Source organism: Streptomyces sp. NPDC093097, from assembly GCF_044754325.1.
Taxonomy (GTDB): domain Bacteria; phylum Actinomycetota; class Actinomycetes; order Streptomycetales; family Streptomycetaceae; genus Streptomyces.
Map to the genome: position 1 here is coordinate 103945 of NZ_JBIVOW010000011.1, position 26696 is coordinate 130640.

Consider the following 26696-nt stretch of genomic DNA (forward strand, 5'->3'; position numbering starts at 1 on the left):
TCACCGGAGCCGTTCGGCGCCCGTGTAGACGTTCATCGAGTGGCCGCGGAGGAAACCGACGAGAGTCAGGCCGCTCTCCTCGGCGAGGTCGGCGGCGAGCGAGGAGGGCGCCGAGACGGCGGCCAGCAGGGGAATCCCCGCCATCACGGCCTTCTGGACCAGTTCGAAGGAGGCCCGCCCGCTCACCATCAACACGGTCTCGCGCAGCGGGAGCAGGCCCGCCCGCAGGGCGTGGCCGACGACCTTGTCCACCGCGTTGTGCCGACCCACGTCCTCGCGCAGGCACAGCAACGTGCCGTCGGCGTCGAACAGCCCGGCGGCATGCAGACCCCCGGTCCGCTCGAACACCCGCTGGGCCGCGCGCAGCCGGTCGGGAAGGACCGCCAGCACCTCCGGCGAGACGCGCAGGGGATCCTCGTCGACGGTCCAGGCGGCCGTGGTGCGCACCGCGTCCAGACTGGCCTTGCCGCACAGCCCGCACGAGGAGGTGGTGTAGAAGTTGCGCTCCAACGAGGCGTCGGGCGCGGCGACACCGGGGGAGAGGACGACGTCCACCACGTTGTAGCTGTTGCCGCCTCCCCCAGTCTCGGCTTCGCTCGACCGGGAGGCGCCCCCACCGGTCGCGCCGGCGCAGTACCGGATACCGGCCACGTCGTCGGCGCCGTGCAGCACGCCCTCGCTCACCAGGAATCCGGCCGCCAGGTCGAAGTCGTCGCCGGGAGTGCGCATGGTCACGGTCAGCGGCCGCCCACCGACCCGGATCTCCATCGGCTCCTCGGCGGCGAGGGTGTCCGGGCGCGGCGCGGACGCGCCCTCCCGGATGCGCAGCACGCGCCGCCGTACGGTCACTCGACCCATGGTCGGCTCCTTCTCCTACTCGTTCGGTGCGCTGCCGCGCGGCTCCCCGTCCGGTGCCGCGGACCGTCCGGGGAGAGGGACATGCCGGCGGCGGGACGTTGCTCATGCCTGGGACACCGCAAGCTTACGGAGGCCGGGCCGCGACCACGCCGGTGGGCGGGGCCGGAACCGGTGCCGGAAGCTCAGGCGGCCCGGGCGGGTTCCAGGCGGACCAGTACGCTCTTCGAGGTGGGCGTGTTGCTGAAGTCGGCCACGCTGTCCAGGGGGACCAGGACGTTGGTCTCCGGGTAGTATGCGGCAGCCGAGCCGCGCGTGGCGGGATAGGCGACCGCCACGAACCGCTCCGCGCGGCGCTCCACCCCGTCGCGCCACACGCTCACCAGGTCCACCACCGCACGGTCGGCGAGCCCCAGCGCCTCCAGGTCGTCGGGGTTGACGAGCACGACCCGGCGGGCGTTGTGGATGCCGCGGTAGCGGTCGTTCATCGCGTACGGGACGGTGTTCCACTGGTCGTGGGAGCGCAGTGTCTGGAGCAGCAGATGCCCCTCGGGGATGTCCGGCATCGTGAACGCGTTGCGGGAGAAGACCGCCTTCCCGCTCTGGGTGCGGAAGACCCCCTGGTTGACGGGGTTGGGCAGGCGGAACCCACCGGGCCGGGCCACCCGGGCGTTGAAGTCCTCGAAGCCCGGGACGACACGGGCGATCCGGTCGCGGACGGTGCCGTAGTCGGCCTCGAACTCCTCCCAGGGGATGGCCGGATCCGACCCCAGGGTCCGGCGCGCCAACCGCGCGATGATGGCGACCTCGCTGAGCAGGTGCGGGGAGGCGGGCGGCAGCTTGCCACGGGAGGCGTGCACCTCGCTCATGGAGTCCTCGACCGTGTAGAACTGCTCGCCGCCGGCCTGGACGTCCCGGTCGCTGCGGCCCAGCGTGGGCAGGATCAGCGCGGTCTCACCGCACACGGCGTGCGAGCGGTTGAGCTTGGTGGAGATATGCGCGGTGAGCCGGCACCGCCGCATCGCCTCCTCTGTCACGTCGCTGTCCGGGGTGGCCCGCACGAAGTTGCCGGCGACGCCGAGGAAGACCGAGGCGTCGCCGTCGCGCATGGCCCGGATGGCGTTCACCGAATCCAGCCCGTGGCGCGCGGGCGGGGTGAAGTCGAACTCCCGCCCCAGGGCGTCCAGGAACTCCTCCGGCATCTGCTCCCACACGCCCATGGTGCGGTCGCCCTGGACGTTGCTGTGGCCGCGGACCGGGCACACCCCCGCGCCGGGCCGGCCGACGTTGCCGCGCAGCAGCAGGAAGTTGACGATCTCACGGATGGTGGGCACGCCGTGCTTGTGCTGGGTCAGGCCCATCGCCCAGCACACGATGACCTTCTCGCTGGCCAGGACCCGGTCGCGGACCTCCTCGATCTCCTCGCGGGACAGCCCGGTGGCGGCGCGGACATCGTCCCAGCAGACCTCCCGCGCCCGTGCGGCGAAGTCCGCGAAACCGGTGGTGTGGGCGTCGACGAAGGCATGGTCCACAACGGTGCCCGGGGCCGCGTCCTCCGCCTCCAGCAGCAAGCGGTTCAGTGCCTGGAACAGAGCCAGGTCTCCACCGGCACGGATGTGCAGGAACTGGTCGGCGATCGGCGTGCCCCGACCGACCACACCGCGCGCCTTCTGCGGGTGCTTGAAACGGATCAGACCGGCCTCGGGCAGCGTGTTGACCGCGATCACCCGCCCGCCGTTGCGCTTGGTCTCCTCCAACGCGGTGAGCATCCGCGGGTGGTTGGTACCGGGGTTCTGCCCCACGACGAAGATCAGGTCGGCGGTGTGGATGTCGTCCAGCGAGACACTGCCCTTGCCGATGCCCAACGTCTCCTGGAGCGCGACCCCACTGGACTCGTGACACATGTTGGAGCAGTCGGGCAGATTGTTGGTGCCGTAGGCACGGGCGAACAACTGCAGCAGGAAGGCGGCTTCGTTGTTGAGCCGCCCCGAGGTGTAGAACAACGCCTCGTCGGGGGAGTCGAGCCGGCGCAGTTCGTCGGCGATCAGGCCGAGCGCCTCGTCCCAGCCGATCGGCTCGTAGTGGCTCGCACCCGGCCGCTTGACCATGGGTTCGGTCAGGCGGCCCTGCTGGTTGAGCCAGTAGTCCGACGCACGGCCCAGCTCGGCGATCGAGTGCGCACGGAAGAAGTCGGTGGTGACCCGCCGCGAGGTCGCCTCGTCGTTGATGTGCTTGGCGCCGTTCTCGCAGTACTCGTTGCGATGACGCTTCCCCGGTGCCGGCTCCGGCCAGGCACAGCCCGGACAGTCGAAGCCCTTGGTCTGGTTGATGTTCAGCAGCGTCAGCGCGGTGCGCCGCACCGAGGTCTGGGACAGCGAGTACTCCAGCGCATGGGCGACCGCGGGCACACCGGTCGCCCACGTCTTGGGCGGAGTCACCGACAGGTCGTCGACCGGGTCCTCGATCGGGCCCTCGATGGTGCTCATGGTGTGCTCCGTCCCCTTCTGCTGCTGTGAGGCACGCGTCCGCATGTCGCTGTGCGGGTACGCCGTGCCGGGTCGGTCGATATCGCCGAAGTGCGGCTGAGGTTCGGATTCTCCCGCAGGTCGTCGCCCGCGGGTCGTGCATGTGGAGGGTGCGCCTGAATTTCGCTCCGAGACGTTTTCCGGTCGACCGAAGACGAGTCTCCATTCGCTCACGGAAGAAGTCAAAGAGGTGTTTCTTGTGAACTGATAAAGCGCGCCTATCAACCCTTCCGGGGCATGCGTTCTGTGGGGATATCGCCGCTTATCGCGTCGGTCTGAGGCGTCGGGAGGCGGGCAACGGAGGTGGTGCGGCGGGGAATTGGAGAGGGCAGTGACGCGGGTGAGCGGCCGTGGCCGCGGAGGCCGAACGGGGCGGGAGAGGCGGAAGAGGTCGCCCGGCGACGCGATAGATCCCCCTTGTCCGGCGATCCGCAATTCCTTTTTGACATCCGCCGTCTATTGCTTCGATGATGACGGCCGAAGGGAATTCGATACGCGATAACCACGTGGACACCACCCCCGGGCAGACGAAAAGGCGAGCCGGTGCCACAGTCCCCGACCGACCGGCGCCGCCGGCCGAACTCGGCATCGACCTGGAGGTCGACATCGCAGAGCCGCTCGACATGACCAAGACCGTCGCGCACGAAGTGGCGTGCCCCGCGGCCCCGTTGACCTCGTCCCTCGTCGGCTACGGCGCCGCGCGGGCCGGTGGCGGCCCGGCGGCGGTCACCGAGGCCGGCCGCCGCGCGGCAGCGCCGGCCGAACGCTGGGCGAGCGAGCGGCCGGACCGAACGGAGGCCGCATGAACAGCACGGCATGCCGCGTCGACACCCCGACGCCCGGAAGCCCGACCCCCGGCACACCGTCCCCTGGCACCCCGGCTCCGAGCACGGGCCCGACCCCGGCCATGGCCTGGGAGCAGGCACGAGCGGTCGCACGCGAGAGCGCCGCAATGCCCTTGCCGCCCGTCCACCGCGAACTCCCCGAGGCCCTCGGCCACGCCCTGGCCGAACCGCTGACGGCCCACACCGACCTGCCGCCGTTCGACACCGCCGCGATGGACGGCTGGGCCGTGGCCGGACCGGGGCCGTGGCGGCTGCACGGCGGCCGTGTCCTGGCCGGCGCGCAGCCCGGGCCACTGGCCCCGGGCACCGCCGTCTCCCTCGCCACCGGCGCCCCGCTGCCACCCGGCGCAACCGCCGTACTGCGCCGCGAGCACGGGGAGATACGGCCCCCGGACGGCACCCTGCACCACCGCGCGCCGGGCCCGCCGGCCCCGGGCCGCGACATCCGGCCCCGCGGTCAGGAATGCCGCTCCGGGGCACCCCTCCTGCCGGCCGGCACCACCGTCACACCGGCCGTACTGGGCCTGGCGGCAGCGGCCGGCCACGACCGCCTGGCCGTACACCGCCGCCCGACCGTCGAACTGCTGCTCCTGGGCGACGAGTTGCTGGACCACGGCCTGCCACGCGCGGGGCACGTCCGCGACGCACTGGGCCCGCTGCTGCCGCCCTGGCTCCGCCACAACGGCGCCGAAGTGACCGCCGTCCACCGGGTGCCCGACGCCCTCGGGCCGCTCCGGGACGCGGTGCGCCGCTCGCCCGCCGACCTCGTGGTCACCACGGGCAGCACCGCCGCCGGACCGGCGGACTTCCTGCACCGGGCGCTCGCCGAGTCGGGCGCCCGCCTCCACGTCGACTCGGTCGCCGTCCGGCCCGGCCACCCCATGCTCCTCGCCGAACTGCCCGCCACCGCCAACACCCCGCCCACACTCCTCGCGGGCCTGCCCGGCAACCCGCTGGCCGCCGTGGCCGGCACCGTCACCCTGGTCGCACCGCTGCTGCGACGCCTGGGCGGACACCGCGACGGGACGACACGCCGCGCCACCCTCGCCTCGGCCCTGCCCGGACACCCGCGGGACACCCGCCTGCTGCCGGTCCGACTCACCGAGGACGGCGCGGTGCCGGTCGCCTACGACGGCCCCGCGATGCTGCGCGGACTGGCCACCGCGGACGCCCTCGCGGTGATCCCGCCCGGCGGACTCGCCGCGGGCGCCGGCGCGGAGCTCCTGCCCGTACCGCCCGCCCCCTGAACGCCCGAAGCACACGCCAACCCACCCCCACCCCGGCCGTCGTTCGTCTAAGCTCCGCGACGTCGATCGAGCGGCAAGGAGACGATGTGGACAGCGTGGACACCGGATTCTCGGCGGGGGAGGAGCAATGGCGGGCTCGCCTGGGGACGTTGCGGGAAGTCGTCCGCCAGGACTTGGTGTCGCGACAGCTGGCGGCCCATCTGCCGGATCTGCCGCCCCGACGCGTGCTCGACGTCGGTTGCGGCCAGGGCACCCAGGCGCTGCGCCTGGCCCGACGCGGACACCAGGTCACCGGAGTGGACGCCTCGACCCGGCTCCTTGACGACTTCCGCGCCGCGATGGCCGCGGAACCGGCGGAGGTCGGCGACCGCGTACGGCTGGTCCAGGGCGACGCCGGGCAACTGACTGACCTGTTCGCGGCGTCGAGTTTCGATGTGGTGCTGTGCCAGGGCGTGTTGATGTACTTCCCCGACCCCGGGCCGCTGCTGGACGCCATCGGACACCTCCTCGCGCCGGGCGGGATCGCCTCCGTGCTCGTGCGCAACGGCGACGCCCTGGCGATGCGCCCCGGCCTGCTGGGCGACTGGGACGAGGCCGAGAAGGCGTTCGGGGAGGACTCCTACCGCAACCGGATCGGTGTGCACGCCCGCGCCGACCGCCGCGCGGACCTCACCGCGGCGCTGGCCCGGCGGGAGATGGACGTGCGCGAGTGGTACGGGGTCCGGGTCTTCACCGACACCGTGGCGTCGAGCACGGAGCTGCCGGACGAGGAGACGCTCCAGGCCATTCTCCGCGCCGAGGAACGCGCCGGCCGCACCGACCCCTACCGGCAGGTGGCGGCCCTGCTGCACCTGATCGCCGTACGCCGCGAGGAGACGCCGACCCGCCGGACACCGGAGCAGCCGCCTTCCTGACCCGGGCGAAGAAGCACCGCACGACGCACGATATCCGCCCCGCCCACGCCGCCCGGCCGTGTGCCCACCGGCATCAACACCGGCCGCCGTTCGGGCCGATTTGGCCCGAACGCATCGTCATCTACCGTCCCTGCGGGTGAGGGTGATGCATCGGAGAGCCGCGGCGGGGCATCCTCACGGGCGGGCGGCGACCCGCGCGGCGCCGCCCGGTGAAGCGGGACCAGGTTTCGTCGCAGATCCCGCCCGTGCCGGGCGGATCGAGGAGGAGGACGGCGTGCGGCAGGACGCGGGCAACATCAACGGCAGCGGTGCGGACGGCCGAGCGCCGGCGTCGGACGAGGAGGCCCGCCAGGCCACCGCGAGCCCGACCGCCCCCGATACCGAAGGCGGCGCCGCCTCGGACGACGCAGACACCCGCCTCCGGCGCTCCGCCGGCTTCCTCGTCGACGAGGCACTCGGCTTCCTCTACCCCGCAGCCCTCCGCGCGGCCGCCGACTTGGGAATCGCCGACCACCTCGTCGACGGCCCCCGCGCTCCCGCCGACCTCGCCACCGCGACCGGCACCGACGCCCGCAACCTCCACCGGCTGCTGCGCCTGCTCGCCACCCGGGGCGTGGTGGCGGAGGACGAGCAGGGCAGGTTCGCACTGACCGAGTCCGGGCAGGCACTCCGCAGCGACGCCCCGCACTCCGTCCGCACCGCCGTCCTGATGCTCACCGACCGCACGATGTGGCTGCCCGCCCACGCGATGAGCCACTGCCTCACCGAAGGCACCCCCGCCTTCGACGACATCTTCGGCATGCCCTTCTTCGACCACTTCGCTCAGGACGAGCGCACCGCCGCCGTCTTCCACGTCGGCATGGCCGCGACGTCCGACCCGGAGAACGCCCCGCTCGCCACCGCCTACGACTTCCCGGCGACCGGCACCGTCGTCGACGTCGGCGGCGGCCACGGCGGCCTGCTCACCGAGGTGCTGCGCCACCACCCGGGCCTGGACGGCGTCCTCTTCGACCAACCGCACGTCCTGGCCGGACACCGCCTGAACGGCGATGCGGCGATCGCCGGCCGGTGGACGCTGGCGAACGGCGACTTCTTCGCCTCCGTACCCTCCGGCGACGTCCTCCTGATCAAGCGGATCCTGCACGACTGGGACGACGAGCGCAGCGCGGTCATCCTCGGCCACTGCCGCCGCGCGCTGCGCCCCGGCGGCCGGATCCTGGTCCTGGACGCGGTGGTGCCCCCGGGCAACGCACCGCACCAGGCCAAGGTGGTGGACCTGATGCTGATGGGGGTGCTCCCCGGCCGGGAGCGCACCGAGGCGGACTTCGCCGCGCTCTTCGAGGCCGCGGGCCTCCGGCTGTCCCGCGTGCTGCCCACGCCCACGGTGCTGTCCATGGTGGAGGCGGTGCCCGCCTGACCGGGCCGCGGCCCCGGACCGGCTGCTACCCGTTCAACTCCTCGTACAGCCCGCCGAGCGCCGTGCGGTCGTCGTCGCTGTCGGTGTGGGGCGCGGCGAACCACCTGCCATACTCCGCGATCTCCGACAGCCGCCAGTCGAGGGCGAACAACTCCACCAACGCCGGATCGTGGCGCACCGTAGCGCCCGCAGCGAGCAGGTCGGCGTAGTCGCGTTCGCGCGGTGCGAGCGCCAGTGATTCCCAGTCGACCAGCCGCAGGCCGAAGAGACCGATGACCTGGTTGGCATGGTGCGGCTCGCCGTGCGTCGGCACCCAGTCGTCCCGGCGGGCGAGTGCGATCTGTGCCAGTTCGTGACAGCGGGCGGTCCAGAGGCGGATCTCCGCATCGCGCGCCGCACCGCGACCGCGGGGCATCGCCGGTCGTCTGCGGGGCGTTGTCAGTGGTCGCCGGCAGGATGGTCGGTATGACGAAGCCGCTTTTGCTCACCGACGTCGAACGAGCCGTTCGCAGCAGTTGGAGTGCCGAGACGTGCACCCCCGAGTTCCGCTCCCAGTGGAGCGCGGACAACCCGGCCCGCGACCAGTGCGGGGTGACCGCCATGGTGCTCAACGACCTGCTGGGGGGCGAGCTCCTCCGGGGCGAGGTCCATGTCGACGGTGAGCGGGTGGACTACCACTGGTGGAACCGCCTGGGCGCGGGCGTCGAAATCGACCTCACGCGCGAGCAGTTCGGGCCTGAGGAGATCGTCACCGAGGGGATCGTCATACCTCGCCCGCCCGTGCTGCGCAGGCTCCGGGAGGAGTACGAGCTTCTCCGCGACCGCGTCGTGGAGAAACTCCAGCGGCAGCAGGGGGAGGGGGCGGCGAGGGGAACCGGAAGAGGAACGGCCCCCGCCGGCACGGCGGATCGGCCGGCTTGACCGGCCCGCGGACGTGCGCTGCGCCCGCCCATCGCCTCTCATCGCCCCCTCATCGCGCGTTCTTCTCGTCGACCTGCTCCGGTTCCTGTACGCGAACGAGACGCAGGGGTGGTGGTGAGGCAGGGGTGGCCAGAGGCGTCGGTGGTGCGGGCCAGCGGCGGGCCAGGTAGGCGCAGACCACGAGTTGGAGGGTGTGGTAAAGCATCAGCGGCAGCACCGTGATGCCGATCCGGTCGGGCGGGAACAGCACGGTGGCCATCGGAAGTCCGCTGGCCAGGCTCTTGTTGGAGCCGCAGAAGACGGCCGTGACCCGGTCGGCGCGGGGCAGGCCGATGAGGCGGGCGGTGCCGTGCGCGGCGGACAGCGCGAAGGCGAGCAGCAGCGCGCAGACCGCCGCCAGGAGCAGCAGCCGGGCGGGCGGGACGCGGTGCCAGATGCCGGCGGTCACACCCCGGCTGAACGCGGAGTAGACCACGAGCAGGATCGAGCCGCGGTCGCAGAGGGTGGTCAGGGCCCGGTGCCGGCCCAGCCAGTCGGCGATCCAGCGGCGCACTGCCTGGCCGGCCAGGAAGGGCAGCAGAAGCTGGATCGCGATGTCGGTGAGCTGGGACGGGGTGAGGGGGGCGTCGGCGGCGCCGGCTCCGGTCTGCCGCAGCAGGGTGACGGCCAGCAGTGGGGTCAGGACGACGCCGAGGACGGTGGAGAAGGACGCCGAGCAGATGGCGGCGGCCACATTGCCGCGGGCCATGGAGGTGAAGGCGATGGAGGACTGGACGGTGGAGGGGAGCACGGTCAAGAAGAGGACACCGGCGGCCAGTTCGGGACTGAGCACGCCGTGCGGCAGCAGCCCCGCCGCCAGGCCGGCGGCCGGGAAGGCGAGGAAGGTGAGGGCCAGGACGGGGAGGTGCAGCCGCCAGTGCCGTACGCCGTCGAGGGCGGCCTGGGGGGAGAGGCGGGCGCCGTAGAGGAAGAAGAGCAGCCCGACCGCCACGCGGGCGGTGAGCGAGACGCCGTCGGCCGCGGCGCCGCGGGCCGGGACGAGCGCGGCCAGTCCGATGACGCAGAAGAGGGCGACGATGTACCAGTCGACGCGGCGCAGGACCCGGCGGGCGGCGCCGGGAGAGGGGTGCGGCACGGATTCCTCCGTCGGAGCGGGAGGGGAGCGGTGCGAGGACGGTGGGCGCAGCGGCCGGGGCAGGGACCGCGCCGTGTGACGGTCTCCGGTCGGGGAGGGCGGCGCGGCCCCTGCGCGGGTGCTGCGGCCGGGTGTCAGTGTGCGGCGTCGGCCGGGACGCGGTCGTGGTGGCGGCTGATGTTCTGCTCCAGCAGAGCCAGGCACTCGGTGACGCCGATCGCGCCGGAACGGTGCTCCGGCAGGCGCCCGTCAGCCTCCTTCAGCGCGCCCAGCGCCTGGTCGATGGCGGACTGGGCGGCGAAGAGGCAGGGGGTGCTGTAGATCGCGACGTCCACGCCGAGCCGGTGCAGTTCGGTCAGGGACAGCCGGGGTGACTTGCCGCCGGCGATCTGGTTGAACAGCAGCGGCTTGTCGTCGATGACGCGGCGCACCTTGTGGATCCAGTCGACGCTGCGGACGCCGTCCACCAGGATCACATCGGCGTCGGTCGCGGCCAGTGCCTTGGCCCGGCGCAGGATCTCCTCCTCTTCGGTGGCGTCGGTGCGGGCGACGACGACCAGGTCCCGGCGGGACCGGAGGACCAGGTCGAGTTTTGCCAGGTACTCCTCCAGCGGCAGGACCTGTTTGCCGTCGACGTGGCCGCAGCGCCGGGGACGCTGCTGGTCCTCCAGGATCACCCCGGAGGCGCCGGCGGCCTCCAACTGCTGGACGACGTGGCATGCGGTCTCCGGATCGACGTAGCCGTCGTCGATGTCCACCAGCAAGTGCTGCTGGGGGAAGGCCAGTCGGAGCCGCTGTACGAAGGAGACGATGTCGGGCCAGGCGATGAAACCGATGTCCGGCAGGCCGTAGTGGGAGGCGGCGAAGCCGAAGCCGGAGATGAACATCCCGTCGTAGTGACGCGCCGCCAGGGACGCGGAGAACATGTCGAAGACGCCGATCAGCGGGGTGGTTCCGTCCGCCTGTATCGCGGCTCTTAACCGGTTGGGGTGGTTCACGGTACCCTCCGATGCGTGGTCGCGTGGACTGCGCGTCGCGGCCGACCCGTTGCCTGCCAGAGCTGGTGGTCGGTGCGATGCGTCACGGGCCGAACCGACCGGGGGCATGCCTGAGTGGCGTGCCCCCGGTCTTGTGCTGTCTGGGCCGGCTCGTGCGGAGCGCGGCTGCCGAGCTCCGCACCAGCAGATTAGGAAAAGGAATGGTCATGTGACAACCATGGATTGGTAATGACCGCTGGTGGCATCGCTTTTGAGCCGTTCCGAATGTGGCGGACGAACCGGCACCGACCGCGTTCGGACGGGGTCAGTTCGCGCCACCGGAGACCGCGCGCATGTCGGTGTCCCATGCCAACTGGGCAACCAGCGTGTCGTCGCCGGGGCGTTGGGAGGACGGAGCCTGCCCGGTGCGCGCCGGATTGCGGGCACCGCGGGAGATCTGCCCGCTGACGGCGGTGTTGTACTCCACGCGCGGGCGACGGCACGCCTCGTAGAGGGAGAACGCGCCGTCCGGATCGGACACGTCCCGCAGGGACTTGGCGAGGATGACGGCGTCCTCCAGCGCCATCGAGGCTCCTTGACCCGTCGCCGGGGACGCCGCGTGCGCGGCATCACCGATGAGCAGCGTCCGCCCGGAACGCCAACGGGCGCCCGGCGGAAGCTCGGTGGCGTTGGTGGCCATGACGGCGTCGGAGGTGGCCGCGACGATCTCCGCGGCGGGGGTGTCGTCCTTGCCCAGCAGCTCCAGGAGCTGCGCACGCCAACGGGACGGGGCGGGGCGCGCCAACTCCTCTGCGGGGACGGCCGGTCCGGCGACGCGGGCGAACCAGTACGTCTCACGGTCCGGCGAGACCGCGTAGCCGAAGGTCCCGCTGCCGTTCCGGATCATGGTGAGGTGGCCGGTGCCCTCCGTCACCGGAGCGCTGCGCGTGTAGCCGTAGAAGACGCACTGCCCCGCGTAGACGGGCCGGGTGTCGGGGGCCACCGACCGTCGGACGGCCGAGTTGAGGCCGTCCGCGCCGATGAGCAGATCACCGGTCGCGACGCTGCCGTCGGCGAACCGCGCGGTCACCTGATCCGGGCCGCTGTCCACGGACACCAGCCGCGTTCCGTGCCGGAGCGCGATGCCCCGGCGGACGGCCTCGGCCTGCAGGGCGGCGTTCAACTCACCGCGGCGCAGACACCGGTACTGCAGCAGCGCGTCCTCGGTCTCTCCCATCGGCGCCTGCGCCACCTCGTTGCCCCGCTCGTCGAGAAGACGCATCGAACGCAGCGGAAAGCCGATCGCGGTGACCGCGTCCGAGGCGCCGAGCTGGGCCACGGCGCGCATCCCGTTGCTCGCCAGAGTCAGGAACGCCCCGATGTCCTCGGCGGTGTCGGGATGCGCCTCGTGCACGGTGACGTCGAATCCCACCTTGTGCAGCGCCAGCGCCGTCGCCGTACCGGCGATCCCCCCACCGATGACCACTATCCGCGTCACGTGCCACTCCGCTCTCCTGCGTGGGTCCTCTTGGCCGTCCGGACCCATGATGACCCCTGCCCGGCCGGAGTGGCCGCCGCGGAACGCGCCGCACGCGCGTCACAGTCCGGCGCCGCGAAGGCCGCCGGACTGTGACGCGCGTGGGATGTGCCAGTCGGCTATCCGACGGTCACCGCGTCACCCTGTGCTCGCGGTGCCGCAGGCCGTCCCGTGCCTGTCAGGGCGCGAAGGCCGTGGCGCCGTTCGGGGTGCCCAGGCCGGTCGGGCCGTCGTAGCCGGTGCCCGCCGTGCAGAGGTACGACGGTGAGCAGCTGCCGTTGGCGCCGTCGGTGACGTCGTTCAGTGCACCGGTGTGGCTGTACGGGTACGAGGCCGGGGTGTCACCGGCGCCCGGGGTGCCCGCGAGGGCGTAGACGCCGGCGATGAACGGCGACGACGCGCTGGTCCCGCCGTAGACGTTCCAACCACTTGCCTGGTACGTGTCGTAGACCGCCAGGCCGGTGGCCGGGTCGGCGACCGACGCGACGTCCGCGACGGTGCGGTTGCCGCAGCCGGTGTCCTGCTGCCAGGCCGGCTTGGCGTCGTACTGGGAGCAGCCGGATCCTGCGCCCTCGCCGCCCGCACTGGAGCCCCAGACGGTCTCGCTCCAACCCCGCGCGCTGCTGTCCTGCTGGAGCGAGGTGCCGCCGACCGCGGTGACGTACTGCGAGGCCGCCGGGTACTCGACGCCGTAGCCGCTGTCGCCGGAGCTGACGGTGATGGCGACACCCGGGTGGTTGAAGTACTGCGCGTCCGAGGTGGTGTCGGTGGAGTCCTCGGAGCCGCCGTAGCTGTTGGAGACGAACTTGGCACCCATGGAGACGGCGCGGTTCACCGCCGTTCCCAGGTCGTCCATGCTGGCGCTGTTGGCCTCGACCAGCAGGATGTGGCACGAGGGGCAGGCGGCGCTGACCATGTCGACGTCGAGGGAGATCTCGCCGGCCCAGCCGGAGTCCGGCGTGGGATAGGTGGTGCCGCCGTTCTGGTCGACCTTCTTGAAGCAGCCGTTGGCCGTGGTGCAGGCCGGCAGGCCGTACTGGGAGCGGTAGGTCGCCAGGTCCTTCTCGGCGTTGGGATCGTCGTTGGCGTCGACGATCGCCACGGTCTGGCCGGAGCCGCCCGAGGGAAGGTTGTAGGCGCTCCGCAGATCGCTGGGGCCGTAGCCGGAGGGGGCGGCGTGCGGCCCCAGGGACAGGTGCTGTTTGACGTCCGTGCGGGCCACCGCGTTGCAGGCCATGTAGCCCGGCTTCGACGGGTGCGCACACAACCGGCGGGTGGGGACCTGGGCGTGCGCCGCGGATACGGTGGCGGACGCGTGGGGCGCGGACGGCGCCGGTGCGGCGCTGGACGGGCTGGCGGCGATGACGCCGCCGATGACGAGGGTTGTCGCCGACAGCAGAGCGGGGACGGCGCGGCGCGCCAGCCCTCTCGTGCGAGTTGATGTGCCCTTTCGTAGCGAACGCAAGGGAACGACCTCCGTGGGGAAGGGACCGGCAGTCGGCGCCCCGGGGACGCCTTCCGGGCCACGCTCTCCACATGGATATGCCAAGGGGGACATGTCAAAGACATGACATATTGCCGGTGGAGGCGACGGCCCGTCAGGGGGGCGTCAAACTGTCGATGATGAGTTGCGCACGTGCACTCAGTGATGCCACCCCGGTGAGTGGTGGCTTGTGTGAAAAGTAGTGAACCCTGCGTCAAAGCGACACCGAACTACGGCAAAGGCTTTCCCTCGGTCTGGTGAGGCGCGGGGCCAGGCCGATCGCCCCGCCCGGGGGCGATCAGCCTGCGCCGACAGCCACATGATCCCTGGTCCAGCGCGCGGAACCCCGACCGGGGACCGGATCAACAGCCAGGCACGCCAGGGAGTTTGCTGCCGGGACTCTTCATGTAGATGTTGGAGACGTAACCGCCGTACAGCGGCAGATAGGCCCACCAGTCATTGGTGTACGGACCCTCGGTCACCGACTCGCCCTGCTTCTGGCAGGCGACCAGCGCCTCCACACCCGCGGGAAGCGTGGCCGGCGCCGCCGAACTCGTGGTGGCATCCGCCCGGACGCGAACGCCGGAGCCCCAGGTGTCGAACCAACTGCCGCTCGGACGCCTGGCGCCAGGCACGTTCTGCAAAGACCGCACCAGCCGGTTCAGGTTGGTGTACGCGGCGCCGAAGCCGGTGTCCTGCGGCTGAAGGGTGAAGACGGCGACGATCGTGCGGTCGCCGGCCCCGACCGTGCCGGTGCTGTGCAGGGCCTTGCGCGCGAGATCCACGCCGCCGGCGCCGACGGGCGTCACCGGCGCGGCCGACGACGCGGTGGCGTTGCCGGTGCAGTCGTCCGAGCTGCCGAAGCCGGACCAGCCCTGCTTGACCGCCCAGGGCCGCTCGAACGACGAGGGGATACCGAAGCGTTGGTCGAAGCCGTCCGCGCCGCAGCGCGTGGCGGCCCGCAGATCACCCATGACCAGGTCGCGGACGGCTGCCGGGGCACTGTCCAGGAGATAGCGGTAGATCCGCACGGTGTCGGCGGCCGACAGCGCGGTGTAGCCCCAGAACCCGGGGTAGTCCGGCGGCGGTCCCGCGGTCTCGGTCAGGTGCAGACGCGCCACCATCCGGTCGACGATCGTGCTGCCCCCGCCCTCCGTCCAGTACGCGGAGGCCGCATCGTCGTCACTGCTGCGCAGCATCGAGGCGAGCCGGTCGCGGTCGGCCGCCGGCAGGCTGCCCGGATCCCGGTCCCACAAGTGGTCCAAGGCGAGCAGGATCTTGACGACCGAGGCCGAACGGAACTGCATATGGGGATTGAGCTGCTCGGTGAACGTGGCGGTCTGCCGATCGAAGACCGCGACGCCCGCGGTCACGCCGGCCGGCACGTCGACCGCCCGAGCACCTGGCGCGGCCGCGCGTGCGGGGCCGACCGCCACCACCCCGAGGAGGACCGCCCCGACGACGGCCCTCCCCAGGACATGGACGAACCCGTGGCGCACTGACGCGTACATCCGCAATCCTCCGCTCTCATCTCTGCTCTCTCCCGTCTCTCGCCGGTGACTGCTGCCGTGTCACCAGGGATTCCTGGTCTCCGCACTGCGAAGGAAACCACGACCGCACGCACCGCTGTCGAGGGGGTGACACGTCACGGCTCCCGCCGAGTGATCGCCGCCTGGCCTCGTCATCTCCTCGGTAATCGCGCGCAGGAGTACGTCCTGGCATGTCACTCGAAATGTGCGCGCTCTCCCGCCGCGACGGCGAAGCCTTTTCCGGTAGCCGCGAAGCGGCCCGGAGCCACCGCAGGCAGGTGGCTCCGGGCCGCCGGCGAGCCGTCACCGCCAACCCGTTCCGAGCGGCCGGCGACGGAACGGGCGGGGCGGCGTCAGGCAGCGCCCGAGCTCTTCTCGAAGTCGGCGGTGAAGGCTTTTTCGATGCCGCCGACGACGGCGGAGTCGCTGACGATGAGGCCGAGTTCGCGGTTGTGGTTGAGCGAGTTGTTGGAGAAGTTCTCCGAGCCGGCGAACACCTTCGCGGAGGAGGTGCCGTGGTCGACGACGATTGCTTTGGTGTGGATGTAGTAGCCCGTCGAGCTCGTGTAGGTCGTCACCTTGCCGCCCGCTGCGGTGACTTTCTTGAGCTGCTTGCTGTACTTCGAGGACTGGTTTTCCGCGACGACGCGAACGGTGACGCCGCGCTTGGCATCCGCGACGATTGCATTCACCAACGTGGTGTCGCCGAACTCCTCCTGCTGGACGTCGAGGGAGTGCTTCGCCCCCTTGATCAGGGCCAGCAGCCGGCTTTGCGAATCCGTGGGCGACCAGACCAGGTCGGTGCCGTCGGAGGGAGTGACCGAAGCCTTCTTGAAGTCGGCCTCGAAGACCTTCTCGATGGCGGCGACATCGCCCTTGTCGGAGTCGAAGACGCCGTAGTCACGCGACGTCGCGTAGTACTTCGTGTCGAAGTTCCCGGTGCTGATGTAGGACTTGGCACCGTCGACGGTGATGGTCTTCTGGTGTGTGTAGACGTAGGCCGAGGACGAGTACGTCACCCCGGCGCCGGCCGCGGACAGCGCCTTGTAGGCCGCGCCGTCGATGGCGGAGTGCTGGGAGTCGAACACCACGCGGACCTTCACGCCCGCCTTTTCCTTCTTCACCAGGTCGTGGACGAGGGTGGTGTCGCGCAGTTCGTAGATCGTCACGTCGATCGACTGCTTCGCCGAGTTGACGAAGTCGTAGATCGCGCCCTCTTTCTGATCCGGCAGGATCACCAGGGAGAAGGGGCTCGTGGCGTGGGCGGTGGCGGGCACCAGGGCACCTACCGCGGCCAGGACGCCTGCACTCAGGACGGGTATGAGACGGCGGGTGGGGCTCACCGGAACTCTCCTGACGTAGGGGGAGCGCGCAACGCGCGTAGCGTCCCCAGTAAGACACAGCCCCGAGGTGCGCTGAAGCCCGGTTGGGTGAAGAGAAGGGAAGCGTTGTGCAAAGCACTTCCTGGGAATTGGTCATGCGTCAATTGTTGCAAAAAGGAGGGCAGTTAAAGTCCGATTCATATCGGAGACGGGCGGTGTTTGTCCCGGGTTTCGGAGAGGTGACCCGCCTCGGTTTGGCGTACGTATATGCCCGGCTCGCACTCGGCTGAGCGCCACCAGCGCATCGCGTCCTTCGGCCGGCCCGGGCGGCCGATACTTCAGCCGAAGCTCTTCATGCGCCCTGGCCTTGGGGCCATCTGCCGCCGGCGGAAACCAGGTTGCCTTGGCGCACCGTCTGGGTAAGGTCGGGCGATGCCCGAGCTGAAGCGGCTGCACGCTGGCCATGCCCCGGCGGTCCTGGCCTTCGAGCTGGCGAACCGCGCCTACTTCGCTGCCGCGGTCCCCGACCGCGGCGACGACTTCTTCGCCCAGTTCACCGACAGGTACAACGCCTTGCTGGCCGAGCAGGAGGCCGGCATCTGCGCCTTCCACGTGCTCGTCGCCGAGGACGGCTCGGTCCTCGGCCGGTTCAACCTGGTCGACATCGAGGACCACACCGCGGAACTCGGCTACCGGGTCGCGCAGCACCTCACCGGCCGCGGCGTGGCGACCGCGGCCGTCCGGGAACTGTGCCGACTGGCGGCGGCCCAATACGGGCTGGGCACACTGCGAGCGGCCACGGTCCGCCAGAACGTGGCCTCCCAGAAGGTGCTGACCAAAGCCGGGTTCGTCCCCGTCGGCTCCGCCGAACCAGCCCACCTCGGCGGTAGGCCAGGCACGTGGTATCAGCGCGACCTGGTCGTCCAGCCATGAAGGCCGGTCTCCCGGGCGATGCCCGCGTTGGAGCGGCACGTGCCGCGTGCGGCACCACCCGTGCCCGCAGACACCGCCGGTACCCGGACTTGTGGCCGTAGGCCCGGGGCCGTCGGGGTGCCGATAGCCTCACTTCACGTGAACTCCCTGCCGAGAGAGGAGACACCGTGAGCGTCGTCGAACACGAGCTGACGACCCCCTGGGAAGCGGTCCTGATGGAGCCGACCGCGGGCAACGGCACGGGTGTCGTCGTACTGGCCGGGTCGAGCGGCCGGGTGGACCGCCGACGAGCGAGGCTGCTCGCCGAGCACGGTCTCCTCGCCCTGGCCATCCGCTGGTTCGGCGGACCGGGGCAGCCGGCGGGCATCTGCGAGGTGCCGCTGGAGACCTTCGTCGCGGCCGTCGACCTGCTGCGATCCCGTGGAACGGAGCGCGTCGGCATCCTCGGCTGGTCCAAGGGCGCCGAGGCCGCGCTGCTCACCGCGGTCCACGAGCCGCGCGTCAACGCGGTGGTGGCCCTCTCTCCGACGTCGTTGGTCTGGTGCAACGTGGGGCCGGGGCTCGACGGGCGGGACCGGCCCTGGAGGTCCTCCTGGACCTGGCAGGGGCAGCCGCTGCCCTTCGTCCCGGTGGCCGGCGACTCCTGGCAGCCCGTGGGGCAAGGCGACGGCCCGGTGGCGATCCGCGGCTGGTACGAACTCAGCGAGCGGACCTACGCCCGGCGTCTGGACGCCGCCGCGATCCCGGTGGAGAAGGCGTCCGCCGACATCCTGCTCGTCGCCGGCGGCGACGACGCGATGTGGCCTTCCCTGCAGTATGCCGAGCAGCTGGCCGCGCGCCGCCGCGCCGCCGGCGCCCCGGTCCACCTGGTGACCCGCGACGACGCCGGACACCGGCCGCGCTTCCCGGGCGAAGGCCCCGCCGCACCCTCGAAGACCTTTGCCTACGGAGGGACGGCCCGCAGCGACGCCCTGCTCGGCGAAGCAGCCTGGGCACCCATCCTCGGTCTGCTCCATCCGGGGCAGACCAAGGCCGACTCCAGGTGACAGGTGCCGACTTCGTCGTGGCGTCACTGCCGGGCGGGCTTGCGCACGCGAGGCGTCTGGGCCAACGCGTAGCAGACTCCGATGTCACCCCCCGAAGGACTTCCAGGTTTGACCACTGAGGGATGCGGAGTCGCGCGGCGGCTCCGTTGCCTGGGGCGCAGGGGCCGCCGCACATATCGCGGAAGCCGATCCATCCCGGCAAAGTGCCCAACGAGCCCGGTCGTTGGGGCGATCCGCGGCTCTTGACCGTGACGGGGGAGAGGCCCGGCAGCCGGTCCCCGCACCTCACCCCTGAGCCGCCGGGGCCGCCACCCCCTCTTGCCGGCCCTCCCCGGCCGTCAGCCGCCACAGCCCCGCCAGCCGGTAGTAGACGCCGTTCACCAGCTGCAACAGCACCATCGTGACGGGCCACAGCAGACCGCCCAGCCCGGGGACGACGGTGACTGGCAGCGTGTACGACATCGCGACCCGCGCCACGGCGTCGGCGAGCAGTGCGACGCCCCAGATCGCGGTGGAGATCCGCCAGATGCGCCGGAAGGCCGGTTCGCTCGCCCACAGCGTCTCCCACGGCGTCCCGTCCGAACGGAACCGCCCCTCCAGCAACGGCCGCGCCCCCAGATAGGCCAGCGGCCGCCGCGCCCACACCGACCCCAGGAAGCACAGACCGGCCGCGGCCGTCACCCAACCGTCCCTGGCCAGCATGAACCGGGTGCCCCCACTGATCAGCGACACCAGCATTCCCAGCAGCATCACCCCCGCCATGAACGCCGCCATCGGCTCCAACCGGCGGTCCCGCAGCCAGTACACCCCGGTGGTCACCACAGGCAGCACCGCACCGGCCAGCAACGCGGCGAACGTACTCACCCCCAGTCCGCGCAGCACATAGAACAGGACGATGGGCGCGGCCACGTCCCACACCAGTCGGAACAGCAGGCGGCGGTTGCCGGGGCGACCCGCGTCGGCGGTCATGACTCCCGCCTGGTGGCGAGCCGGGCCAGGGTGGTCAGTTCGCGGACGCACTGCGCCGGGGTCAGGCGCGGTGGGCGCGCCATGCGGACGATCGCCGCATCGATCGCGGACTTCAGGGTGAGCGCCATCAGACCCGTGTCGAACTGGCGGAACTCACCGCTCTCCTGCCCCGCACGCAAGATCGGCTCCAGCGCATCGACGTTGGCCCGCGCCGTGGCCTGAACGCCGTAGCGCAACGCGCCCTCGGCGTCCCGCTCGTTCATGCAGACCTCGTACATCGCCCGCACTGCGGAGGGGTTGTGGGCGACCCACTCCACCTGCGCCTCGATCCGGGCCGCAAGCGCCCCGGCCGCCGAGGTCTCGTCCGCGACGCGTCGTGAGATCGCCTGGTGCGCGCGCAACCCGACCTCTTCCAGCACGGCGTCCATCAACTCCCCCTTGGTGCCGAAGTGGTAGGAGATCAACCGGGTGCTGGAGATTCCCGCCCGCTCTCTGATCCGCGCGAACGTCGTCTGCCCGTAGCCGCTCTCGGCCAGCGTCTCGATGGCCGCCTCCACGATCTGCGCCCGGCGCGCGTTCGCGGCGAGCGACCGCTCGGGGGTGTCGGCGGGGGTCGTGCCGGGGGAGGAGGCGCCGGTGGCCGGGGTGTCTGGCTGGTTCAGCCCATCTCTTACTCGCATGAGTAACTGATTCCTTGGCTGAGTAACACCTAAACCCGCTGGGAACCGCAAGGAGCAGGAGGCCGGCAGCCGCCTCGGGAGGTACGGCCAGGCGGCGCGTTCGCCGGGTCCCAGGCAATCGGCGGGGGAGACGCCTGCGGCGTTGGGCAAACGCCCGCGCGGCATGGCACCCTCGCGAAGGTGACCAGCAGACCCACCGCAGAGGAACACCTGCGGGACCTCGCGCGGCTGCGCCGCGTCCGTGACCGGATCGACCGGGAGTACGCACGGCCGCTGAACGTCGAGGCGCTCGCCCGCGGCGTGAACATGTCGGCCGGGCACCTCAGCCGCCAGTTCCGCCTCGCCTACGGTGAGTCACCGTACGCCTACCTCATGACCCGGCGCATCGAGCGCGCGATGGCACTGCTGCGCCGCGGCGATCTCAGCGTCACCGAGGTCTGCTTCGAGGTCGGCTGCGCCTCGCTGGGCACCTTCAGCACCCGCTTCACCGAACTGGTCGGTGTGCCGCCCAGCACCTACCGGCGCGAGGCGGCGCGCTCCACCGAGGGAATGCCGCCGTGCGTGGCGAAACAGGTGACCCGACCGATCAGGAATCGAGAAGCACCGGCCACCGAGCCCGGTTAGCGTGACCGGCATGGACATCACGATCAACACCAGCGTCCTCCCGCACGACGACCCGGACGCCTCCCTGGCCTTCTACCGCGACATCCTCGGCTTCGAGGTCCGCAGCGACGTCGGACAGGGCCGGATGCGCTGGATCACCGTCGGCCCCGCCGACCAGCCCGACACCTCCCTCCTCCTCGCGCCGCCGGTCGCCGACCCCGGTGTCACCGACGACGAGCGCCGCACGATCACCGAGATGATGGCCAAGGGCACCTACGGCTGGATCCTCCTGGCCACCAGGGACCTCGACGGCACCTTCGAGCGGATTCAGGCCGGCGACGCCGAGGTCATCCAAGAGCCGATCGAGCAGCCCTACGGCGTGCGCGACTGCGCCTTCCGCGATCCGGCCGGCAACCAGATCCGCATCAAGGAGCTGCGCTGACCATCCGCGAGTGCAGTCGTCACGGGCCGCTGAGCGAGGGCGCGCGCAGACCCGGGTCCCTCACGAGGGGTCGGTGACAACCACCGGGTCCTGGCTCAGCGGCGGGGACGCGGGCGGCCGGGACAGCACATGCTGCCGGAATCCGGAGTGGTGGCGAAGGAGTTCGGCATACGTCCCGGTGGCGTGCGCCGTGCCGTTGTCGAGCAGGACGACGGAGTCCGCCGCCTCGATGGTGGACATCCGGTGGGCGATGACCAGCAGCGCGCACTCCTTGCGCAGGTTGTGCATGGCGACCGTCAGGGCGGCCTCGTTGGCGGGATCGAGGTGGGCGGTGGGTTCGTCCATCAGCAGCAGCCGGGGGCGGGCCAGGATCGCGCGGGCGATGGCGAGCCGTTGCCGTTCACCGCTCGACAGGCGCGCGCCCCGCTCGCCGATCTCGGTGTCCAGGCCCGCCGGCAGCCGGCGGACCTTCTCGGCGAGGTTGACCAGGCCCAGGGCCCGCCACAGGCTGTCGTCGTCGGCGTCCGGGGCGGCGTAGCAGAGGTTCTCCCGCAGGGTGCCGTGCAACATCGGGCAGTCCTGCTCGACCCAGCCGATGTGCGAACGCCACGCGTCGAGGCCGAGGTCGGCGGCGGAGCGCCCGTCGAGGCGGATGCTGCCGCTCCACGGCTCGTAGAACCGGTTGATCAGCGCGAAGGTGGTGGACTTGCCGGCCCCGGACGGGCCGACCAGGGCGACGAGTGCGTGGGGCGGCACGGTCAGCGACAGCCCGCGGAGTACGGGGGCGTCGGAACCGTACCCGAACCGCAGGTCACGGATCTCCAACGACGGCGCCGCGGGGCCGCGGCCGGAGGGCTGCCGGCGCTGTCCGCCATGACGTGCCGCGGCGGTGGGGCACCGTTCGACGGTCGACTCCTCCGCGGTGCGCCCTTGCGCGGTGTCCTCTTCGACGGGGAGTGCGGAGACCTCCCGGATGCGTGCGGTGGCGCCCTTGGCGCGGCTCACCGAGGCGATGCCCTCGATCAACTCGGCGAGCGGGCCCCCGAGTTGGCTGGCATAGAGCAGGATCGCCACCAGGGCGCCGAGCGAGAGCGCCCCTTGGTCCACGCGGGCCGCGCCGACCAGCAGGACCAGGACGAAGGCGGCGTTGATCGCCATCTGGACCACGGGGGCGACCGTCGCGGTGAGCCGGGCACTGCGCACGGCGGCGTCGTAGGCGTCCTGGGCCAGCGTGCTGAGCTGGGCGAGCTCGCGCCGTTCGGCGCGGTTGGCGCGGACGGTGCGCAGGCCCGACAGTGCGCGTTCCAGTCCTGCCGAGATGGCTCCGACGGCGGTCTGGAGCTCCAGCGACACCCGGCCGATCCGCGTCGACAGCACCTTGATGACGCTGCTGCCGATGAGCAGCACGCCCAGGATGAGCAGCATCAGCACCGGGTCGATCACGAACATCGCACCGACGCTGCCCAGCGCGATGCACAGATTGGTGGCGATCTGCACGGAGAGGTGCGTCAGCGCCTCCCGCAGCACGGCCACGTCCGTCGAGGCGCGCGCCATCAAGTCACCCACGCGCAGGCGGTCGAAGGCCTGCATCCGGATCCGCAGCAGGCGCGAGAACAGTCCGGTGCGCATCTCCAGCACGAACCGCTCGCCGGCCCGCTCCAACAGGAAGGCGGCGAAGGCGCCGACGAGTGCCTGCGCCAGCAGCAGCAGTACCAGGGCCGCCACGGGGAGGAGGAGCGACCGGTGTGCGGTGAGGGCGTCGACCACCCCCTTGGCGGCCAGCGGCTGCGCGACGCCGACCGCGGCCGCGATCAAGGTCAGCAGCAGGGCGGCGCTCAAGGAACGGCGCTGCCCCCGGGTCAACGTCCACAGCTGTCGCAACATCGCGTGCGCCGCTCCTCCTCCGTCGTGACGGCTCTCAGCACGCCTCCACCAGTCCGGACGACCGGAGCTGTTCGGTCATCGCCGCGAGGTCCTCGCGTGCCTGGTCCGGTGCGATGCCGAACTCGGCCGCGAACTCCTCGGCCACCTGATCCGTGGTACCGCCGTCCAGCAGACGGTGCAGCGCGTAGGCGCCGGTCGGGTTGAGCTGCCAGTAATGCCCGGTGCGCTGGCTCAGCAGCACGGCACCGTCGTCGGTGTCGGTGGCGAGCGTGTGGGGGGTCAACTGGAGCTTCATGTGGTCCTCCGGGGGTGGTGTGGACGACGGGCCGGCTAGGGCACTTGCTTGGGCGGCGTGGGGGCGACGGTGAGCAGCGGCCGGTAGTAGCCGTCGGGATACGGTTCGTCGATCACCTGCCCGTCGGCCTCGATCCAGGCATGGGCCCCGAACGGCGTGGTGCGCACACCGGCCTGCCAGGTGGGCCATGTCCCCTTGAAGCGGCACAACAGCGCCGCGGCGATCGAGCGTTGCAGGCAGTTGTGGACCGCACAGCGCAGACTGACCGCGACGACCGCGGTACGGGCCGCGGAAGCCTGCTCGGCGCTGCTCGGACGGGCGCCGACGCGCAACACCTGGAGTCCGACGCGCAGATAGCGGGGCGGCAACGCGGCCAGCGGCCGGGCAACCGCCACGGCGGTCAGCGGCAGCACCCGCCGGTGCAGGGGCAGTCGGACACGCGGCGGCAGCGCGCACGGGGGACTGGTCACAGGGTCTCCTCGGAGTCGGGCACAGGCTGTCGTTGGGGGGCGCCGCCGCGGGCGCGGCCGGCGGTGGCCGACGACGTGCCGAGGGGGCGGGCCTCGATCTCCCGCAACCACAGCTCGGCGCCGAGCGTCGATTCCAGCTGCGCGGACCAGACGTCCGTACTGCGCGGCGGCGTGAGCAGGGTGGTCCGCAGCTTCGCCGCGTCGATCAGGCCACGACGCGCCAGCAGCGAGTCGCCGAACAGCTCCAGCAGATCGGGAACGTGCTGCTGCAGGGCACGGTCGACGGACTCCTCGCAGTCACCCTTGGTGGACCGGTCGAGGATCACATCGGGCACCAGACCGCGCATCGCCGAGGCCAGCACCGGCTTGTACCGCCAGGGCGTGTAGCGCTCGTGGGGGACGATCGACAGCGCCGCCTCCACCACACGGTCGTCCAGGTAGGGCAGCTCCAGGCGCAGCCCCTCGACCGCGTACTCACGAAGGAGCAACCGCAGCACGGGCCCCGCGCTGCGCAGCCCGGTGAGGGCCTCGTGCTGCCCGCGGTCCGGCGCCAGGGGGGCGGCGCCGTCCGCCACGTCGTGGAAGAGCCGCCGCGTGGTCCGCACCGCGTCCGCGGTGGCCCACGGCGTGGCGGGCAGCCGCGCCCCCCACCCCAGGGCGGGGACCGGTCCGGACGGCGCGGGACGGACAAGGTCGTCGCCGCACCGTCGCCACCACGTACCGAGGTCCTCACCGCGCAACAGCTCGGACAGGCTGGCCCCCAACGGCCAGCGGGACAGCGCCCGGTGGGCCCGCAGCTCCCGCAGCGCGGTCACCGGCCGGCGGCGCAGGAGCGTGTGCAGATAGGCGGCGCTGCCGGTGAACAGCTCATCGGCCCCGTGCCCGGCCAGATGCCAGGTGGCACCGTGTTCGACCAGCAGCCGGATGCCCGTACGGATCGCGTTCATCCCCCGGGTGGTGGCCCGCGGCGCTTCGGTGTCCGAGGCCCAGTACGGCGGGGAGAACACCGGCGGAGCGCTGCTCTCCGGCACGGTCAGATGCTCGGCGCGCTCCAGCGCACGCGCGGCCTGCTCCGCGTACAACGGGTCGTCGTTGATCGCGCTGCCGCCGGTCCACCGGAAGGTCAGCAGGTCGGGGTGGTGCTCGGCGGCCAGGAAGCACAGTGCCGTGGAGTCCATGCCGCCGGACAGGTCCGCCGACAGCCGGCCCTGCCGGGGCTGCCGCAGGGCCACCGCCTCCCGCAACCGCTCGCGCACCTGGCCCGCCCCCTGCGCCAGGGAGAGGGCCGGCTCCGGCGGCTGCCACCAACGCACCGTACGCGCCGTGCCGTTGGCGGGCAGCAGCGCATAGGAGTCCGCGGCCACCTGCCGTACGCCGCGCCACCAACTGCGCTCGCTCAACGGCGCGAAGAACATGCCGGACGTCACATTCGCGGCGAGGAGCTCCTCGTCCGGCTCCGCAGCGATGAGCCCGGCCAGGACGTCGGCCCGGTCGGCGGCGATCGTCACGTCGTTGAGGCAGGCGGTGAAGACGCAGCGGGTTCCGGTGACGGTGCCCTGGAACCGCACCTGGCCCCGGGCCGATGCCACCACATGCGCGCTGCCGGGGAGCCGGCGGACCAGCCGGTCCAGGTCCACCAGGTCGCGTGCCGGGGAGAACAGCGCGGACAGGCACTCCGGCGTGAGGGAGACCGTGCCGAACACCGCCACCCGCACCGGGCCCGCGTCGGCCACCACCAGATCCGCCGGGTCCCAGGAGCCGGCCAGCCACGGCCGTCCGGACGCATGGGACACCAACTGCGGTGCCGGGGCCCCGATTTGATGGTGGGCCCAGGCGCCTCCGGGGGAGTCCGGAAAGACCACGAGGTTGTTGCCGTTCAGCGATTGCACTGCCTCACCACCAGATATCAGGGCGATACCCGCGCCACCCGCACGGCCGCCGCAGAACCGTCCATCACAGGGTGGGATCGCGCAACGGGTCATAGTTGATATCACGCCACAACCGTGTGTGCGGCAGTGCGAATCCGCGCAAGTCCGTCGCGTGGGACGGAAGTTCCCCTGATTCCCGTCAGGTGAGGCGTCTCGGCGGTGGCGTGCGCAAATAAAGGCCCCCCGGCCTTAGCACGCACACACATGCACGCCAAGCCCGCACCGGCCGCCAGACCAATGCTGCACTGTATTGTCTGTCGCATTATTCACTCGCACGAATGAACGCCTGAGTTCACCGGTGATCCTTACTGTCCGTCTCAAACCAGCTTGAATTCAACGGTGTTGAGCGGACCGATGTGGACACCTCGGATCGCAGCCTGTTACATGAAATCGGCGCCACTTCAGCTTCCAGCCAGATGGATAGGAGAAGGACATGCGCAAGAACGAGCAGCTTCCCGAGCGCTACATGCCGCCCACCGCTGCCAAGGTCGGTCACTTCAACAAGGACACCGACGGAACCATCCACACCAAGAAGGACGCCACGACCATGGGCTTCAAGAAGGCCAAGTAGTCCGGTCGGTGGGCTTCGGCTGACCGGCGGACCGTGGTCGTTCCCGGCCCTGCGCCGGACGGCGTCTTCGTATCACCGCGCGACAGCACGGGGTGAGCGAGACGAGTAGACGTCCGGAGCATGGCCGGGAAGTGCACGACACCACTCCTCCCCGATGAGCGGCACGGG

Annotated in this window: 24 protein-coding genes and 1 pseudogene; 10 read left to right on the top strand and 15 right to left on the bottom strand. The window is 71.5% G+C overall.

Translation table 11 applies throughout. The features are described 5' to 3' along the window. Together fdhD and ACIQE0_RS20065 are read right to left on the bottom strand one after the other, a co-directional pair. A complete protein-coding gene (gene fdhD, locus ACIQE0_RS20060; protein ID WP_366332230.1) occupies positions 1–858 on the bottom strand; it encodes a formate dehydrogenase accessory sulfurtransferase FdhD in 858 nt (285 codons plus the stop codon). Between the two features lie 182 nt (positions 859–1040). After that, complete coding sequence (locus ACIQE0_RS20065; RefSeq protein WP_402333861.1) at positions 1041–3341, bottom strand: FdhF/YdeP family oxidoreductase; 2301 nt, start codon at positions 3339–3341, stop codon at positions 1041–1043. Between the two features lie 605 nt (positions 3342–3946). On the opposite strand from ACIQE0_RS20065, the pseudogene ACIQE0_RS20070 reads away from it, so the two are divergent. The 4 genes and pseudogenes from ACIQE0_RS20070 to ACIQE0_RS20085 form a co-directional block, all read left to right on the top strand. Further along, positions 3947–4186, top strand: a pseudogene (locus ACIQE0_RS20070) (DUF6457 domain-containing protein); the annotation flags it as partial. Further along, complete coding sequence (locus ACIQE0_RS20075) at positions 4183–5472, top strand: molybdopterin molybdotransferase MoeA (protein WP_402333863.1); 1290 nt, start codon at positions 4183–4185, stop codon at positions 5470–5472. The pseudogene ACIQE0_RS20070 and the gene ACIQE0_RS20075, both read left to right, overlap by 4 nt. Before the next feature lie 86 nt (positions 5473–5558). Continuing rightward, complete coding sequence (locus ACIQE0_RS20080; RefSeq protein WP_366332228.1) at positions 5559–6386, top strand: methyltransferase domain-containing protein; 828 nt, start codon at positions 5559–5561, stop codon at positions 6384–6386. A gap of 274 nt (positions 6387–6660) precedes the next feature. Beyond that, entirely contained in the window at positions 6661–7803 is a 1143-nt protein-coding gene (locus tag ACIQE0_RS20085) for a methyltransferase (protein ID WP_402333866.1), read from the top strand. A 25-nt stretch (positions 7804–7828) separates the two neighbouring features. On the opposite strand, the gene ACIQE0_RS20090 is transcribed toward ACIQE0_RS20085, so the two are convergent. Then, positions 7829–8218, bottom strand: coding sequence for a hypothetical protein (locus tag ACIQE0_RS20090; protein WP_366332226.1), 390 nt, complete (start codon positions 8216–8218; stop codon positions 7829–7831). 50 nt (positions 8219–8268) lie between these two features. Between ACIQE0_RS20090 and ACIQE0_RS20095 the strand changes: the two genes are divergently transcribed. Beyond that, positions 8269–8724 carry a hypothetical protein gene (locus tag ACIQE0_RS20095; protein ID WP_402333869.1) on the top strand — a complete coding sequence of 152 codons (456 nt, stop codon included), beginning with the start codon at positions 8269–8271 and terminating at the stop codon, positions 8722–8724. 49 nt (positions 8725–8773) lie between these two features. Here the strand turns inward: ACIQE0_RS20095 and ACIQE0_RS20100 are convergent, their stop codons facing one another. The 6 genes from ACIQE0_RS20100 to ACIQE0_RS20125 form a co-directional block, all read right to left on the bottom strand. Beyond that, a complete protein-coding gene (locus ACIQE0_RS20100) occupies positions 8774–9859 on the bottom strand; it encodes a bile acid:sodium symporter family protein (protein ID WP_402333872.1) in 1086 nt (361 codons plus the stop codon). Between the two features lie 134 nt (positions 9860–9993). Continuing rightward, positions 9994–10857, bottom strand: coding sequence for an oxaloacetate decarboxylase (locus tag ACIQE0_RS20105; protein ID WP_402333875.1), 864 nt, complete (start codon positions 10855–10857; stop codon positions 9994–9996). Positions 10858–11161: 304 nt separating this feature from the next. After that, positions 11162–12334: an FAD-dependent oxidoreductase gene (locus ACIQE0_RS20110; protein ID WP_402333878.1), complete on the bottom strand. Its 1173-nt coding sequence runs from the start codon at positions 12332–12334 to the stop codon at positions 11162–11164. A 217-nt stretch (positions 12335–12551) separates the two neighbouring features. Next, positions 12552–13610, bottom strand: coding sequence for a S8 family serine peptidase (locus ACIQE0_RS20115; protein WP_402334213.1), 1059 nt, complete (start codon positions 13608–13610; stop codon positions 12552–12554). Between the two features lie 608 nt (positions 13611–14218). Continuing rightward, entirely contained in the window at positions 14219–15367 is a 1149-nt protein-coding gene (locus tag ACIQE0_RS20120; protein WP_402333880.1) for a hypothetical protein, read from the bottom strand. A gap of 371 nt (positions 15368–15738) precedes the next feature. Continuing rightward, the gene (locus ACIQE0_RS20125) at positions 15739–16728 is read right to left on the bottom strand and encodes a phosphatidylserine/phosphatidylglycerophosphate/cardiolipin synthase family protein (RefSeq protein WP_402333883.1); all 990 of its coding nucleotides are present in this window, start codon (positions 16726–16728) and stop codon (positions 15739–15741) included. Positions 16729–17139: 411 nt separating this feature from the next. On the opposite strand from ACIQE0_RS20125, the gene ACIQE0_RS20130 reads away from it, so the two are divergent. Together ACIQE0_RS20130 and ACIQE0_RS20135 are read left to right on the top strand one after the other, a co-directional pair. Then, positions 17140–17640 carry a GNAT family N-acetyltransferase gene (locus ACIQE0_RS20130; RefSeq protein ID WP_402333885.1) on the top strand — a complete coding sequence of 167 codons (501 nt, stop codon included), beginning with the start codon at positions 17140–17142 and terminating at the stop codon, positions 17638–17640. Between the two features lie 167 nt (positions 17641–17807). Beyond that, positions 17808–18686 (top strand): acyl-CoA thioester hydrolase/BAAT C-terminal domain-containing protein, encoded by an 879-nt coding sequence (locus ACIQE0_RS20135; RefSeq protein WP_402333888.1) that lies wholly within the window; start codon positions 17808–17810, stop codon positions 18684–18686. Positions 18687–18971: 285 nt separating this feature from the next. Here the strand turns inward: ACIQE0_RS20135 and ACIQE0_RS20140 are convergent, their stop codons facing one another. Next, positions 18972–19655 carry a VC0807 family protein gene (locus ACIQE0_RS20140; RefSeq protein WP_366332216.1) on the bottom strand — a complete coding sequence of 228 codons (684 nt, stop codon included), beginning with the start codon at positions 19653–19655 and terminating at the stop codon, positions 18972–18974. Further along, on the bottom strand, positions 19652–20335 hold the full coding sequence (locus tag ACIQE0_RS20145) for a TetR/AcrR family transcriptional regulator (RefSeq protein ID WP_402333892.1): 684 nt from the start codon (positions 20333–20335) through the stop codon (positions 19652–19654). Before ACIQE0_RS20145 ends, ACIQE0_RS20140 begins: the two co-directional genes overlap by 4 nt. Positions 20336–20515: 180 nt before the next feature. Between ACIQE0_RS20145 and ACIQE0_RS20150 the strand changes: the two genes are divergently transcribed. Next, complete coding sequence (locus tag ACIQE0_RS20150; RefSeq protein WP_402333895.1) at positions 20516–20959, top strand: helix-turn-helix transcriptional regulator; 444 nt, start codon at positions 20516–20518, stop codon at positions 20957–20959. 10 nt (positions 20960–20969) lie between these two features. Next, a complete protein-coding gene (locus ACIQE0_RS20155) occupies positions 20970–21380 on the top strand; it encodes a VOC family protein (protein ID WP_384097889.1) in 411 nt (136 codons plus the stop codon). 60 nt (positions 21381–21440) lie between these two features. Here ACIQE0_RS20155 and ACIQE0_RS20160 read toward each other — a convergent pair whose 3' ends face one another. The 4 genes from ACIQE0_RS20160 to ACIQE0_RS20175 are packed head-to-tail and all read right to left on the bottom strand — an operon-like array spanning position 21441 to position 25918. Further along, positions 21441–23264: an ABC transporter ATP-binding protein gene (locus tag ACIQE0_RS20160; protein WP_402333898.1), complete on the bottom strand. Its 1824-nt coding sequence runs from the start codon at positions 23262–23264 to the stop codon at positions 21441–21443. Positions 23265–23298: 34 nt separating this feature from the next. Beyond that, positions 23299–23559, bottom strand: coding sequence for a lasso peptide biosynthesis PqqD family chaperone (locus ACIQE0_RS20165; protein ID WP_402333901.1), 261 nt, complete (start codon positions 23557–23559; stop codon positions 23299–23301). A 35-nt stretch (positions 23560–23594) separates the two neighbouring features. Then, positions 23595–24029, bottom strand: coding sequence for a lasso peptide biosynthesis B2 protein (locus ACIQE0_RS20170; protein WP_384097884.1), 435 nt, complete (start codon positions 24027–24029; stop codon positions 23595–23597). Continuing rightward, complete coding sequence (locus ACIQE0_RS20175; protein WP_402333904.1) at positions 24026–25918, bottom strand: asparagine synthase-related protein; 1893 nt, start codon at positions 25916–25918, stop codon at positions 24026–24028. The genes ACIQE0_RS20170 and ACIQE0_RS20175 overlap by 4 nt, the downstream gene beginning before the upstream one ends. Positions 25919–26390: 472 nt before the next feature. Between ACIQE0_RS20175 and ACIQE0_RS20180 the strand changes: the two genes are divergently transcribed. Beyond that, positions 26391–26528, top strand: coding sequence for a hypothetical protein (locus ACIQE0_RS20180; protein WP_366332208.1), 138 nt, complete (start codon positions 26391–26393; stop codon positions 26526–26528). The last annotated feature ends 168 nt before the right edge of the window (positions 26529–26696 follow it).

Coding starts and splice junctions, on each gene's coding strand:
- ACIQE0_RS20165 (WP_402333901.1), bottom strand. CDS start 23,559: ATGAAGCTCCAGTTGACCCCCCACACGCTCGCCACCGACACCGACGAC.
- ACIQE0_RS20140 (WP_366332216.1), bottom strand. CDS start 19,655: ATGACCGCCGACGCGGGTCGCCCCGGCAACCGCCGCCTGCTGTTCCGA.
- ACIQE0_RS20120 (WP_402333880.1), bottom strand. CDS start 15,367: ATGTACGCGTCAGTGCGCCACGGGTTCGTCCATGTCCTGGGGAGGGCC.
- ACIQE0_RS20130 (WP_402333885.1), top strand. CDS start 17,140: ATGCCCGAGCTGAAGCGGCTGCACGCTGGCCATGCCCCGGCGGTCCTG.
- ACIQE0_RS20145 (WP_402333892.1), bottom strand. CDS start 20,335: ATGCGAGTAAGAGATGGGCTGAACCAGCCAGACACCCCGGCCACCGGC.
- ACIQE0_RS20115 (WP_402334213.1), bottom strand. CDS start 13,610: ATGGCCTGCAACGCGGTGGCCCGCACGGACGTCAAACAGCACCTGTCC.
- ACIQE0_RS20090 (WP_366332226.1), bottom strand. CDS start 8,218: ATGCCCCGCGGTCGCGGTGCGGCGCGCGATGCGGAGATCCGCCTCTGG.
- ACIQE0_RS20075 (WP_402333863.1), top strand. CDS start 4,183: ATGAACAGCACGGCATGCCGCGTCGACACCCCGACGCCCGGAAGCCCG.
- ACIQE0_RS20155 (WP_384097889.1), top strand. CDS start 20,970: ATGGACATCACGATCAACACCAGCGTCCTCCCGCACGACGACCCGGAC.
- ACIQE0_RS20180 (WP_366332208.1), top strand. CDS start 26,391: ATGCGCAAGAACGAGCAGCTTCCCGAGCGCTACATGCCGCCCACCGCT.
- ACIQE0_RS20160 (WP_402333898.1), bottom strand. CDS start 23,264: ATGTTGCGACAGCTGTGGACGTTGACCCGGGGGCAGCGCCGTTCCTTG.
- ACIQE0_RS20095 (WP_402333869.1), top strand. CDS start 8,269: ATGACGAAGCCGCTTTTGCTCACCGACGTCGAACGAGCCGTTCGCAGC.
- ACIQE0_RS20065 (WP_402333861.1), bottom strand. CDS start 3,341: ATGAGCACCATCGAGGGCCCGATCGAGGACCCGGTCGACGACCTGTCG.
- fdhD (WP_366332230.1), bottom strand. CDS start 858: ATGGGTCGAGTGACCGTACGGCGGCGCGTGCTGCGCATCCGGGAGGGC.